Origin of the sequence: Kribbella speibonae, from assembly GCF_004331375.1 — a bacterium.
In the GTDB taxonomy this organism is placed as follows: domain Bacteria; phylum Actinomycetota; class Actinomycetes; order Propionibacteriales; family Kribbellaceae; genus Kribbella; species Kribbella sindirgiensis.
This window is the reverse complement of the sequence record NZ_SJKC01000001.1, coordinates 1,931,259-1,943,841: the sequence shown is the minus strand read 5'-3', so window position 1 is coordinate 1,943,841 and position 12,583 is coordinate 1,931,259. Positions and strand designations below refer to the sequence as shown.

The window sequence follows — 12,583 nt, the reverse complement described above, 5'->3', positions numbered from 1 at the left end:
GAGCTGCAGTTCCGGCGAGCTGCGGCAACGCGCTAGTCGGCGGATTCGGCGGCGTCCTTGACCTTGGCCACCAGTTGCTCCCACATGTCTTGCGAGTGTTTGGCTTCGTCTTCGGAGGCGTTGTTGTCTTGGGTCAGTTTCAGGTGGGTGTTGGCGGTGAGGGTGTAGGTGAGGGTGTGGTAGTTCTCCGGTACGTCGGGTTGGCCCGTGAGGGGGCTGAAATGAGTGAAACTCAGTAGGCGCCCGGGCTCTACGGCGAGGACTTCGCCTTTGTCCTCGTAGGACTTGCCTTCGTACTCGCCGCTCCAGGTGATCGGACTCCCGACCTGCCAGTCGGTCTTCACGTCCGCCCCGAACCACAGCTGCTTCAACTGCTCCGGACTCGTCAGCACATCCCACACGCGTGCGGCCGGTGCATCGATGTCGATCTCGGCTACTGCCACGATCCCAGTCATTGTCGAACTCCTTTCTCCCCCGACCGTACGGTTCCCCACCCCCATGCGCTTGGAGAAAAGCGTCAGCCGGATCGTGCAGGAAGTCAGCAGTCGGGGACATGTTCTCCGCCGTACGGCGGCCAGTACGTTGCAGCGAGGTTCCGCCCCGATCGACAGGAGCAGCCGAATGTCCCGGATCAGCTCAGTTCTCGCCCTTCTCGGCCTGGTGGTGGGGACCACCGCGCTACCGGCCGACGCCGATGCACCGATTCCGGTGCAGATTCTCAGTCTGACCGACCTGCACGGGTATCTGTCCGAGACGGAGAATTTGACGATCGCCGGGCCGTCGGGGACGCAGCAGGTCGGGGGTGCTGGGTACTTGAAGGCTCATCTCGAGCGACTGCGGAAGCCGAACAGTTTTCTGATCGGGGCGGGTGATCAGTTCAGCGGGTGGCCGGACTACACGCAGGCGTTCGCGAACGAGCCGACCATCGAGGTGCTGAACGCGTTCGGGATGGACTTCGATGTCGCGGGCAACCACGAGTTCGATCGTGAGTTCCCGTTCCTGCGCCGGATGACGACCGGCGCCTGTTACGGCAAGCCTGGTTTCGACAGCTGTTTCAAGGACTCGACGGGCCGGAACTTCCACGGCACCGATTACGCGTACCACGCGGCGAACATCGTCGACCCGCGGACCAAGCGGCCGGTGCTTCCGCCGTACTGGATCGCGGAGGCCGGCGGGCAGCGGATCGGGTTCATCGGGCTGGGCTTTCCGGGGACGCCGACCGAGACGCTGTCGATCGAGGGGTCGGGGTTCGAGTTCCAGGGCATCGTCGACGCGGCGAACCGGGCGGCGGCCGCGCTGAAGGCGCAGGGTGTGAACGCGATCGTGGTGAGCATGCACGAAGGCGGTCAGCAGGGCGGCCTGTACGACGAGTGCAAGAACCCGACCGGTCCGATCTTCGACGCCGCACGGGCGATGTCTCCCGATATCGACGTGATCCTCGGCGGGCATTGGCATACCGCGTTCAACTGCATGATCCCGGACCCGAACGGCGTACCGCGGCCGGTCCTCGAGGCGAGCAACCACGGGCGGGTGCTCGGCGAGGTGAACCTGGAACTCGACCCGACGACCGGTGACGTGATCCGCTCCAAGACCACGGCCACCAACCACGCGGTGACCAAGGACATCACGCCGGATCCCGGGGTCCAGAAGATCGTGAAGTACTGGATGGACAAGTGGACCGCGCGGCAGCAGGAGCCGCTCACCAAGCTCGATCGCGATCTCGACTTCGCGAGGACCGCGGAGAGCCGCACGGGCAACCTGGTGGCGGACCTCTACAAGGCGGAGGCCGACAGCGACTTCGCGCTGATCCCGGCGGATCTCGGCATCGACGTGATCGCCGCGGGTCTGGAAGCCGGAACGGTGACGTACGGCGAGGCGTGGCCGGTGGCCGGGATCTCGCCGATCACCACGCTGTCGATGAAGGGCTCGACGGTCGAGGCGGTCCTGGAGCAACAGTGGATCCCACCGGCGTACGGCTGCAGCCGACTGTCCGCGCTCGCAACGTCGGCCAACTTCCGCTACACCTACGATCTCGGCCGGCCCGTCGGCGACCGCGTCGATCCGGCCAAGGTCCTGATCAACGGCAAGCCCCTCCAACGAGACAAGACGTACCGCGTGACGACAAGTGCGGCGATGCCCTTGCACGGAACGCAGTACGGCTACCCGGGGTTCCAGCAGTACACCCAACTGGTCAGAGCGCCACGGATGGGCCAAGAGGTCTTCCTCAACTACCTGCGGACCCATCCGTTGCTCAAGGCACCCAATCTCGGCCGCGTGACCGCGATCCCGGGTACGCCGCCACCGGCCGACGGACCGTTCGGTCCGCTGACCCTGCTGCCGCAGAACGAGATGACCGCGACCGCCACGAGCCAGGGTTCCTCCGCCTACAGCGCATCCGCCGCGGTCGACGGCAGCTGCACAACCATGTGGCACTCGAACTGGAGCCCACATGCCCCGCTCCCGCAGTACATCACCCTCGACCTGAAGACACCTCGCACGATCGAGGCGCTCGTCTACACGCCGCGCCAGGACGCCGCCGTACCGAACGGCCGCATCTCGTCGTACGACGTCCAGACGAGCACCGACGGCAGCACGTTCACGTCGGTGACGAAGGGGTCATGGGACGGCACGGTCGACGCGAAGATCGCGCGGTTCCCTGCGGGTACGACGGCACGCTACGTACGACTGGTGGGACTGGCCGGCGGGGCCGACTACGCGGCGGCGACCGAGCTCAATATAGCTCTAGCTCCGGGTTCCTGACCGCGGCGCGGTGGGCCGTCGGGGACATCCCGTACCGGCGGCCGAACTGCCTGCTCAAGTAGTGCGGGGAGTCGAATCCGACCGCGGCCGCGATCTGTGCGACGGACATGTCGGTGGCGCCGAGCAGCTCAGCCGCGCGCTGCAGCCTGAGCGCGAGTACGACGTTCATGATCGAGTCGCCGACCTGCTCCTTGAACAGGTGCGCGAGGCGCGACACCGACACCTGCGCGAGCCCGGCCAGTGACGTGAGGGTGTGCGGCCGGGCCGGGTCGGCGGTGATTGCCTCGAGCACCAGGTGCACGCGCGCGTCCAGGTGCTGTGTCTCCCGGCGGAGGCTCGCGACCGCAGCCAGCAGCACCTCTTCGATGCCGTTCATGGTCAGTTCGGTCGCAACGCTCTTCTCCAGCAGGTGCAGCTCGGTGTCGCCGGTCGGGGACAGTCCGGCGCGTTGCGCGTCGCGGTGCAGCCGATCGAACGCCGACACGACACGGTCGGTCTCCGAGGACCTGCTCAGCCGCACGTAGGACAGCCCGGGCATTGCCTGTGGCAACGACAACCACGAGTGCCACTCACGCCGCGGCTGGAAATGCGCCCACCAGGACTCCCAGTACGTCCCGACGGTGCCGTAGTCGTGCGGCGTCCCAGGGCTGACCAGTACGACGTCGCCGTGCCGCAGCGTCAACGTGTTCTGGCCGATCACGTACCGCCCCGTACCGGACGCGGTGTAGAGCAGGTACCAGCTGCCCACCCCGTCCGGCCGTACGACGCGATAGTCGCCGCCGCTGTGGAAGTGGCCGGTCACCAGCTTGCTCGGCGGCGGGATCTCGCTGTACAGCTCGATGAGCACCTGGGTAGCAAGATCGTGCTCGAAGTCAGCAGGCTCCGTCATGGTGGATCTCCTCGTAGGCACCCCAAGATTAGCGGAACGTCAGCAAGATCCTGCACCCGAGGGAAACGAGGGATCCGTGCCTTTCAGCACCGTCGCCGAGCTCGCCTACGACGCCGCCACGCTGGTCTTCGAGCATGGCTGGCAGTCGTGGAGCCCGAGCGGCTGGTACCGGCTCGACGCGCATCCACCGCGTCCGACGGCGCCGAATCATCACGTGATGGCGTACCGTCCCGGCGTCGACGCCGGCCGCTTCCAGGGCGAGGGCCTGCTCGCGGTCGCGACGGCCGACGAGGTCATGATCATCGGGGCGACGAGCCCCGACGAGGTCCCGTCGATCCGCGCCGAGATCCGCGGCGACCGGCTGGTGATCTCGGCCGATGGCGCCGTACAGCAGACGACAACGAAGCAGGCCAACCCGAATCAGGCGCTCGCCGACTGGGCCGACGCGTTCGCGGCCGGTGCCCCGCCGGTGCGCGTGTTCGGGCCGTCCTGGTGCAGCTGGTACGCGTATTGGGGCAAGGTCACCGAGCGGGACGTGATGACCGACGTACGGCAGTTCGACGAGCACGATCTGAGCGTCGATCTGGTCCTTCTCGACGAGGGGTACCAGGCCGCGATCGGCGACTGGCTGACGCCGCGGGACGACTTCGGATCGACCGTCACGCTCGCCGCCGACATCCGGTCGAGCGGTCGTCGCGCCGGCATCTGGGTCGCGCCGTTCCTGGTCGCGAGCGGCAGCGAGACGGCCCGGAAACACCCGGAATGGCTCGTTCCGGGCATTTCCGCCGGTACGAACTGGGGCCAGGAGCAACTGGTTCTGGACGTGACGCACCCGGGCGCCGCGCGCCACCTCCAGGACGTCTTCACCGAGCTCTGCCGCCAGGGCTACGACCATTTCAAGCTCGACTTCGTGTACGCCGGCGCGATCGACGGACCGCGCCACGAGCAGGTCGACGGCGTCGCGGCGTACCGACACGGAATGCGCCTGCTGCGCGAGGCCGTCGGGCCCAACCGGATCCTGCACGGCTGTGGCGCTCCGATCCTCCCGAGTCTCGGGCTCGTCGATTGCATGCGGATCTCACCCGACACCGATCCGTTGGTGGACCCACCGTCCGGCGACATCAGCCAGCCCGGTCAGCGCGGCGCGCGGTCCACGTCGGTGGCACGCGAGTTCCTGCACGGCCGGTGGTGGGCGAACGACTCCGACTGCCTGATCGTGCGGCCCGACGTCCAGGAGCGCGAGCTCTGGGCGGAGCACATCTCTCAAGGTCCAGGTTTGCGGATGTCGAGCGACCCGATCGGTGCACTCGACCGGTGGGGGCTCGATCGCACCCGCGAACTGCTCGTCCCGAGCTCACCGCGCCCGCATCCGCTGAAGGATCCCGATGCTTAGGCCCGCGCCGCGCCGTACCCGGCAGATCGGCAAGGCACAGCAGACCGCGGTCGCGTACGCGCTCCTCGCACCGAGCCTGGTCGGCGTCCTCGGCTTCCTGCTCGCGCCGGTGTTGATCGTGCTGGTCCTGAGCTTGTTCGACTGGAAGTTGCTCTCGACTCCCGAGTTCGTTGGATTGGCCAACTACAGCAGGCTGTCCTCCGACGAAGATGTCTGGCATTCGCTGCTGGTCACCCTGTACTACGTGGTCATCTGCGTGCCCGGCACAACAATTCTGAGCCTGCTCCTCGCCCTCCTGGTCGACCGGAAACTGCGCGGAATGAAGTATTTCCGGGCCCTGCTGGTGATCCCGTGGATGGCGACGCCGGTCGCGCTCGGCCTGGTCTGGAGCTGGATCTTCGACCCGGGCCGCGGTGCGCTGAACCAGTTCCTGGGCGTGTTCGGGATCGACGGTCCGGCGTGGCTGTCGTCGCCGGTGCTGGCGATGCCGAGCGTCGCGGCGGTGCACATCTGGCAGTTCGCCGGGTACAACATGCTGTTCTTCCTGGCCGGGCTCCAGAACATCCCGCGCTCGCTGCGCGAGGCCTCGTCGCTGGACGGCGCGTCCCCGGTCGCGCACTTCTTCGCGATCACGCTGCCGCTGCTGCGGCCGACGATGCTGTTCGTGCTGATCACCAACGTGATCGGCTCGTTCCAGGCGTTCGACACGATCTTCGTGATGACCGAGGGCGGCCCCGGTGACAGCACCGAGGTGGCGACGTACCTGATCTACGACGAGGCGTTCCGCAAGTTCGACTTCGGCTACGCGTCGACGATCTCGGTACTGCTGTTCGCGGTGGTGCTGGTCGCGACGATCACCCAGTTCGTCTACTTCGAACGCCGTACGACCTATGAGGTGTCCGGATGAGACTGCGCATCTTCACGTACGCCGTTCTGGTGGCCGGCTGCCTGTTCGCGATCTTCCCGTACTTCCTGACCGTGCTGACCGCGTTCAAGGGCCCCGGGCAACTGTCGGAAACGATGCCCTGGGAGCCTGGTCTGCCACCGAGTACGGCGGCGTTCGGGCGGCTGTTCGACTCGGGTTTCGGCGGGTACCTGGTCAACACCGCGCTCGTCACGGCCGGGATCACCCTCGGGCAGGTGGTGTTCGCGATCCTGGCGGCGTACGCCTTCGCGCGGCTCTCGTTCCCGGGCCGGGACGCGTTGTTCTGGGTGTATTTGTCGACACTGATGGTGCCGCCGGTGGTCACGATGATCCCGCTGTACCTGATGATGCAGAAGCTCGGGCTGGTGGACACGTGGGCCGGCCTGATGCTGCCGACGATGCTCGGGACGCCGTACGCGATCTTCCTGCTCCGCCAGTTCTTCCGCGGTATCCCCGCGGATCTCGAGGACGCGGCCCGGATCGACGGCGCCGGGCGGTTCCGGACGCTGGTGTCGATCGTGCTGCCGTTGTCGAAACCGATCCTGGTCACCGTCACCACCCTCGCGGTGGTGGCGAACTGGAACAGCTTCCTGTGGCCGCTGATCATCACCAGCAGCGAGGACAAGCGGCTGCTGTCGGTCGGGATCGCCTTGTTCAAGGGGGAGATCGGCGTCGACTACAACGCCGTGATGGCCGGCAGCCTGATCGCGCTGGCGCCGCTGCTGGTGCTGTTCATCGTCTTTCAGCGCTTCATCGTCCGCTCGGTCGCTGTTACCGGGCTCAAGTAGTTCGGAGGCTCTCATGTCTTTGTCCAGGAGGACTTTTCTGATCGGCGCGGGCAGCGTGCTCGCGCTGGCCGGCTGCGGCTCGTCCGACGACAAGGCGAGCGGTGGCGGCGGCAAGGTCGAGCTCGTGTACCGCCTGTGGGACGAGCAGCAGGAGGTCGGCTACAAGGCGGTGTTCGCGGAGTTCACCAAGCAGAACCCGGACATCACGGTCCGGATGGAGGTGCTGCCGTGGGACCAGTACTGGACCAAGCTGACCACTGAGCTGGCCAGCGGCAAGGCGCCGGACGTGTTCTGGCTGACCGTCGACTACTTCCCGGACTTCGCGAGCAAGGGTGTCCTGGCGCCGCTCGACGACCTGATCTCGAAGGCCGGTCTGAAACTCGACTCGTACCACCCGAACGTCGTGCAGTCGTACAAGTTCGAGGACAAGCAACTGGGGATGCCGAAGGACATGGGCATCGTCGGGCTGCTCTACAACAAGGACCTGGTCGCGAAGGCCGGGATCACGATGCCGGCCGAGCTGACCTGGGCGCCGGACGGCTCGGGCAGCTTCCTCGAGGTGGCGCGCAAGCTGACCGTCGGCAGCAAGCAGTGGGGTTTCTGCTCCTGGAACCACAGCCAGACCCAGTGGCTGAACTGGATCGCGTCGAACGGCGGCCACGCGATGGACAAGCCGTACGGCGCCTTCGAGTTCGCGAACCAGAAGTCGGTCGAGGCCCTGCAGTTCGCGCGGGACCTGGTGTTCAAGTGGAAGGTGTCGCCGGACGGCACCCGCACCAACCCGCCGACCGGGCAGGCGACCGAGATGTTCTACCGCGGCGAGGTCGCGATGTTCCCGGCGAACAACGCGCTGCTGCCGTTCGCGCTGCCTGAGGTGAAGTTCCCGATCGGGGTCGCGGCGATGCCGGCCGGCCCGAGCGGGCGGACGGTGGTGATCAACGGGCTCTCCGAGGCGATGTTCGCGAAGACGAAGCACCCGGACGAGGCCGGCAAACTCGTCGCCTTCCTCGGCTCGGAGAAGGCGCAGAAGCTGATGGGCGACGCGGGTTACATCATCCCGGCACTCAACAACGCCGGCGCGGGCTACCAGGCGTTCTGGAAGCAGAAGGGCATCGACGTCCAGCCGTTCATCGACTCCGCCGCCGGCAGCACCGTCAACCTCCCGATCGCCGAAGGCTGGACCGCCAAGTCCCCCGAGATCAACAAGACCGTCAACGACCTGTACCTCGACAAGGTCCCCGTCGCGGACATCGCGGCCTCCATGGACAAGATTGGCAATGACAAGTGAAAGAACTGACGGACTCGTACGACGACTTCCAGGACGCCGGCGTACTGCGGCAGCGGCTGGCTGGTGACGGCTATCTGTTCTTCCGGGGACTGTTGCCGCGGGACGTGGTTGCGGACGTGCATGAGCAGTTGGCGCGGATTCTTTACGACAGCGACTGGTTGGCGCGGGATGCCGATCCGCGGGAGCTGGTTGCGTCCGGGCGGGCCGTGGAGGAAGGGTCGGCGGGGTTCTTCGGGGCCTACACCGCCATCCAGAGCACCGAGGCGTTTCATCGGCTGGCCGTGCGGCCGGAGTTGCTGGAGCTCGCGGGACGGTTGCTGGGTGAGGAGGCGTTCGCGCATCCGGCGCACATCTGCCGGATCGCGCCGCCGTCGCCCGGGGCGAATCCGACGCCGATCCATCAGGACTACCGCTTCATCCAGGGGAGCGTGGACACGCTGACCACCTGGCTGCCGTTGAGTGCGGCGCCGCCGGAGATCGGCGGGTTGCGGGTGCTGGCCGGGTCACCCCGGCTCGGCGTACTGCCGGTGAAGGCGTCCGACGGTCCGGGGATGATGCGCGCCGAGGCGGACGAGGACCATCCGGAGTGGCGTACGACGTCGTACCAGCCCGGCGATGTGCTGCTGTTCGGAAGCCTGACCGTGCACGGCGCGATGCCGAACCGCACGAAGCAGCTGCGGTTGTCAGCCGACTTCCGCTACCAGGCCCTGACCGCACCGATGGCCCGCGACCTCCTCGGCACCGGCAAGCCGCACTACCACCCGGACGTGCCCGACTTCCCCACCCTCACCCGCGGCTGGACCTCGACGACCTGCATCGAGGTCCCACCCAACGTGAACTTCGTAGACCGCTGGGACCCACGCGTAGACAACGTACCGACCCCACCGTCCCGCTTCGCCTACGTCTGAACTCCGGACCCGCACCACTCACCAACCGGCAACGGTGGCCTGGGCTCACGCCTGGCGGCCCTTCGCCTGCAGGGGTTGGCGAGTGGTGGCGGTCCGCCTACGGGATGACGACGATCTTGCCGCGGGCGTGGCCGGACTCGCTGAGTTCCTGGGCCTTGGCTGCGTCTGCGAGGTTGAAGGTTTGGGCGATGCGGAGCCTGAGGTTGCCGTCGGCCGCGGCCTGGAGCTGTGCCTCCAGGCCGGCGCGGATGGTCTCCGGGGTGCCGCCGCCACCGGATGCCTCGATGCCGAGTTCGCCGGCGGCCGCGTAGTCCGCGATCGTCACGATCCGGTCGGTGCTGCCGCGCAGTTCGACCGACTCCTTCAGGCCGCCCTGGCCCGCGGCGTCGAACACCGCGTCCACGCCCTCCGGGGCCGCCGCGCGCACCCGCTCCAGCAGTCCGTCGCCGTACTCGACCGGCACCGCACCCAGCGAACGCAAGTACTCGTGGTTCGCAGGCGACGCCGTACCGATAACGCTCAGACCGGCCGCCTTGGCGAGCTGTACGCCGACCGAGCCGACCGCGCCCGCCGCACCGTGGATCAGGATCGTCTCGCCGGACTTCACGCCGAGCAGGTCGAGCACGCGCTGCGCGGTCTCACCGGCCACCGGTACGGCGACTGCCTGCTCCCAGCTCACGCTCGCGGGCTTGCGCACCACGTTGCCGCCGATCGCGTACTCGGCGTACGCGCCGCCGTCGGACCAGCCGACCACCTCGTCGCCGACCGCGAACTCGGCGCCGTCACCGGCCTCGTCGACCACGCCGGCCACCTCGAGCCCCGGAACGGCCGGGAACACCGGGTCGATGAACCCCTTGGTCCAGCCGCGGCGCACCTTGAAGTCGATCGGGTTCACCCCGGCCGCGCGGACCTTGATCCGGACCTGCCCGGGACCCGCGTGCGGCTCCTCGACGTCCTGCGCCTTCAGTACCTCGGGACCGCCGAACTCCTCGAACACGACCGCTCGCATAACACTGCCTCCATGAATTGGTTGTCGCTTGAAGTAAATGCTGCCCGCCGCCGCGGCATTCCCGACTGGCCGATCGGACAGTTGTCCACCGTCCGAAAGACGGGCCCGGGTGGATGCGTCAACCGACGTACTCTCGAGGACATGGCAGACGTACTGGCGGCGGCCCAGGTCATCGACGGGCCGACCGAGGAGTTGCTCCAGCGGCTGTCCCTCGCGACCGCGGACCTGGTCCCGCACCGCGCGGTCGCGCAGCTCGCCTCGCAGTGCGCGTCCACCCCGGTCACGGCGTACGGCGATCCGGCGGTGAGCGGCGCGATCACCGGGGCCGACCTCGCGGGCCTGCTGGGTACCGTGACCGCCGGTCATCCCTGGCAGGGCGTGATCCCGATCGCCGGTGCGCAGCATCCCGTTCTCGCCATCTCGAGCGACCGGGCCCCTCGTGGCTCGGTGGTCGTCTTCGTCCTGACCGACGACCGCGCGGTCCCGGTGGATCAGCTGCAGGCGTTGTGGGATGTCGTCACGGCACACATGTACCGATTGACCCTCGAACGCGAACCAGGCGCGATCGCCCAGAACCGCGCCGTGGCCGAGGCCCGGAACGATCTCGCCGCCGAGCTGGGTGAGGCGCACGCGGCAACGCTCGCCACGATCCTCGGCGTACTGCGCAACCAGCGGATCGACGACGCCGCGGCCCGGACGATGGCCGTCGAACTGGCACTCAACGGCCTCGCCGAGCTGCGGACCGACACCCAGCGGGACCGGGTGTGCAGCGGCGAGGAGCCGGCCGGCCGCGCCTTCGACCGGCTCGCGGATTCGCTGCGAGCGTTGCTCCGGCACGGCCCGGTCGAGCTCGAGGTGGATGCCCCGGGCAACGATCAGCTGGTCCCCGCGGCCGTCGCGCACGCCGCCCGGGTCGCGGTCCGCTCGGTCGTGCTGGCGATGCTGACCCAGGACGACGTACGCCGGATTCGCGTGGCCTGGCGCTGGGACGGCAAGGAACTCGTGTCCACGGTCCGCGACGACGGCCCCGGACTCCTGGCGAACGTGCTGGATCTGGGCCAGTTGTCCGAGCGCCTCCGCCTGCACGAGGGCGACCTGGACCTGGACGCCGTTCCCGGCTGGGGCTTGACGGCCCGGATCACCGTCCGCACCTCACAAGCCCCGCAAACCGTCACGTCCGACCCCCTTTCCCCGCTCGGCGCCCGCGAACTGGAAGTCCTCGAACGCCTCTCCCAGGGTCACCGCAACCGCTCCATCGCCGACGACCTCCACATCAGCGAATCGACTGTGAAGTTCCACGTCGCCAACATCCTGACCAAGCTGGCCGTGGCCAGCCGAACCCAGGCCGCCGCGCTCTACCACGCGTCGGCCGCGGTCTAAGACAGTCGCGCCGCGCGGCTGCGGAGGTAGCGCTGCTCGGGCGTGCTGGTGGTGCGCTTGGCCGCTTCGAGGTAAGCGGTGCGGGCTGCGCTCAGGTCACCGGCCTCTTCCAGGAGATGAGCCCGTACGGCGGCGACCCGATGGTGTCCCGCGAGTTTCGGGTCGGCGGCCAACGAGTCGACGAGGTCCAGCCCGGCCGCCGGACCCAACAGCATCGCGACGGCCACGGCCTTGTTCAGCCTGATCACCGGATCAGGTGACAGCCGCGTGAGGACGTCGTACAGCGCGACGATCTGCCGCCAGCCGGTGTCGCCGAACGACTGCGCCTCGCTGTGCAGCGCCGCGATCGCCGCCTGCAGTTGATACGGACCGGGACGACGGCTGGGCAGCACCTCTTCGAGAAGCGCGACGCCCTCCGCGATCAGGTCGCGGTTCCAGCGGGACCGGTCCTGTTCGCCGAGGGGGATCAGCTCACCGGTGGGGCCGGACCGTGCCGCTCGGCGCGCGTGCGTGAGCAGCATCAGCGCCAGGAGCCCGCCGACCTCCGGCTCGGACGGCACCTTCTCGCGCAGCATCTGGGTGAGCCTGATCGCCTCGGCGGCCAGTTCGACCCGCTGCAGCGTCTCGCCCGACGACGCCGTGTAGCCCTCGTTGAAGATCAAGTACAGCACCTGCATCACCACATCCAGCCGGTGCCGCACCTCGGCCGCGGCCGGCATCCGGAACCTCGCCCCGGACTGCTGGATCCGTTGCTTCGCCCGGCTGATCCGCTGCGCGATCGTGGCCTCCGGCAGCAGCAGGGCGCGGGCGATCTCGGCTGTGGTCAGACCGCCGACCGCCCGGAGCGTGAGGGTGACCTGGCTCGCCGGCTGGACGTCGGGGTGACAGCAGAGGAAGAAGATCACCAGGGTGTCGTCCTGCTCGGCCGGATCGGTGTCGGCCGGCGAGCCGAGCAGGTCCTCGGGCAGCTGGCGTGTCGCGTCGAGTTGCTCACGGCGCCGCCTGGCCTGCTCACTGCGCAGCAGGTCCGTCATCCTGCGGACCGCGACGGTGGTCAACCAGGCCGGCGGATTCGGCGGGATGCCGTCCTGGCTCCACTGGGTTGCCGCCGCGAGGAGCGCCTCCTGGACGGCGTCCTCGGCGACGTCGAACCGGCCGAAGCGACGGGTGACGGCCGCGAGGACCCGCGGCGCGTGCTCGCGCAGCAGGCCCTCGATACCGGACGGGGTCGCCTCGGCCACGG

Annotated in this window: 11 protein-coding genes; 7 read left to right on the top strand and 4 right to left on the bottom strand. The window is 68.2% G+C overall.

Going from position 1 to position 12,583, the window contains the following annotated elements; all coding sequences use genetic code 11:
• Nucleotides 1-32: 32 nt before the first annotated feature.
• Complete coding sequence (locus tag E0H92_RS09790; protein ID WP_131496023.1) at nucleotides 33-455, bottom strand: SRPBCC family protein; 423 nt, start codon at nucleotides 453-455, stop codon at nucleotides 33-35.
• Nucleotides 456-621: 166 nt separating this feature from the next.
• On the opposite strand from E0H92_RS09790, the gene E0H92_RS09785 reads away from it, so the two are divergent.
• On the top strand, nucleotides 622-2,760 hold the full coding sequence (locus E0H92_RS09785; protein WP_165549728.1) for a discoidin domain-containing protein: 2,139 nt from the start codon (nucleotides 622-624) through the stop codon (nucleotides 2,758-2,760).
• Here the strand turns inward: E0H92_RS09785 and E0H92_RS09780 are convergent.
• A complete protein-coding gene (locus E0H92_RS09780; protein ID WP_131496021.1) occupies nucleotides 2,732-3,649 on the bottom strand; it encodes a helix-turn-helix domain-containing protein in 918 nt (305 codons plus the stop codon). The two genes, E0H92_RS09785 and E0H92_RS09780, sit on opposite strands and share 29 nt — an antisense overlap.
• A gap of 76 nt (nucleotides 3,650-3,725) precedes the next feature.
• On the opposite strand from E0H92_RS09780, the gene E0H92_RS09775 reads away from it, so the two are divergent.
• The 5 genes from E0H92_RS09775 to E0H92_RS09755 are packed head-to-tail and all read left to right on the top strand — an operon-like array spanning nucleotide 3,726 to nucleotide 8,951.
• On the top strand, nucleotides 3,726-5,042 hold the full coding sequence (locus tag E0H92_RS09775) for a glycoside hydrolase family 36 protein (protein WP_202873554.1): 1,317 nt from the start codon (nucleotides 3,726-3,728) through the stop codon (nucleotides 5,040-5,042).
• Nucleotides 5,035-5,949, top strand: a complete 915-nt coding sequence (locus E0H92_RS09770; protein WP_238173361.1) for a carbohydrate ABC transporter permease — start codon at nucleotides 5,035-5,037, stop codon at nucleotides 5,947-5,949. The genes E0H92_RS09775 and E0H92_RS09770 overlap by 8 nt, the downstream gene beginning before the upstream one ends.
• Entirely contained in the window at nucleotides 5,946-6,755 is an 810-nt protein-coding gene (locus tag E0H92_RS09765) for a carbohydrate ABC transporter permease (protein ID WP_131285867.1), read from the top strand. The genes E0H92_RS09770 and E0H92_RS09765 overlap by 4 nt, the downstream gene beginning before the upstream one ends.
• Nucleotides 6,756-6,768: 13 nt before the next feature.
• Nucleotides 6,769-8,043, top strand: a complete 1,275-nt coding sequence (locus E0H92_RS09760; protein WP_131468334.1) for an ABC transporter substrate-binding protein — start codon at nucleotides 6,769-6,771, stop codon at nucleotides 8,041-8,043.
• Nucleotides 8,040-8,951: a phytanoyl-CoA dioxygenase family protein gene (locus tag E0H92_RS09755; protein ID WP_131496019.1), complete on the top strand. Its 912-nt coding sequence runs from the start codon at nucleotides 8,040-8,042 to the stop codon at nucleotides 8,949-8,951. The genes E0H92_RS09760 and E0H92_RS09755 overlap by 4 nt, the downstream gene beginning before the upstream one ends.
• 97 nt (nucleotides 8,952-9,048) lie before the next feature.
• Here the strand turns inward: E0H92_RS09755 and E0H92_RS09750 are convergent, their stop codons facing one another.
• Entirely contained in the window at nucleotides 9,049-9,960 is a 912-nt protein-coding gene (locus E0H92_RS09750; RefSeq protein WP_131468338.1) for an NADP-dependent oxidoreductase, read from the bottom strand.
• 141 nt (nucleotides 9,961-10,101) lie between these two features.
• On the opposite strand from E0H92_RS09750, the gene E0H92_RS44970 reads away from it, so the two are divergent.
• Nucleotides 10,102-11,340 carry a helix-turn-helix transcriptional regulator gene (locus E0H92_RS44970; RefSeq protein WP_131496018.1) on the top strand — a complete coding sequence of 413 codons (1,239 nt, stop codon included), beginning with the start codon at nucleotides 10,102-10,104 and terminating at the stop codon, nucleotides 11,338-11,340.
• Here E0H92_RS44970 and E0H92_RS09740 read toward each other — a convergent pair.
• Nucleotides 11,337-12,581 (bottom strand): RNA polymerase sigma factor, encoded by a 1,245-nt coding sequence (locus E0H92_RS09740; RefSeq protein ID WP_131496017.1) that lies wholly within the window; start codon nucleotides 12,579-12,581, stop codon nucleotides 11,337-11,339. The two genes, E0H92_RS44970 and E0H92_RS09740, sit on opposite strands and share 4 nt — an antisense overlap.
• Nucleotides 12,582-12,583: the final 2 nt, after the last annotated feature.

Coding starts and splice junctions, on each gene's coding strand:
- E0H92_RS09750 (WP_131468338.1), bottom strand. CDS start 9,960: ATGCGAGCGGTCGTGTTCGAGGAGTTCGGCGGTCCCGAGGTACTGAAG.
- E0H92_RS09785 (WP_165549728.1), top strand. CDS start 622: ATGTCCCGGATCAGCTCAGTTCTCGCCCTTCTCGGCCTGGTGGTGGGG.
- E0H92_RS09790 (WP_131496023.1), bottom strand. CDS start 455: ATGACTGGGATCGTGGCAGTAGCCGAGATCGACATCGATGCACCGGCC.
- E0H92_RS09760 (WP_131468334.1), top strand. CDS start 6,769: ATGTCTTTGTCCAGGAGGACTTTTCTGATCGGCGCGGGCAGCGTGCTC.
- E0H92_RS09780 (WP_131496021.1), bottom strand. CDS start 3,649: ATGACGGAGCCTGCTGACTTCGAGCACGATCTTGCTACCCAGGTGCTC.
- E0H92_RS09765 (WP_131285867.1), top strand. CDS start 5,946: ATGAGACTGCGCATCTTCACGTACGCCGTTCTGGTGGCCGGCTGCCTG.
- E0H92_RS09770 (WP_238173361.1), top strand. CDS start 5,035: ATGCTTAGGCCCGCGCCGCGCCGTACCCGGCAGATCGGCAAGGCACAG.
- E0H92_RS44970 (WP_131496018.1), top strand. CDS start 10,102: ATGGCAGACGTACTGGCGGCGGCCCAGGTCATCGACGGGCCGACCGAG.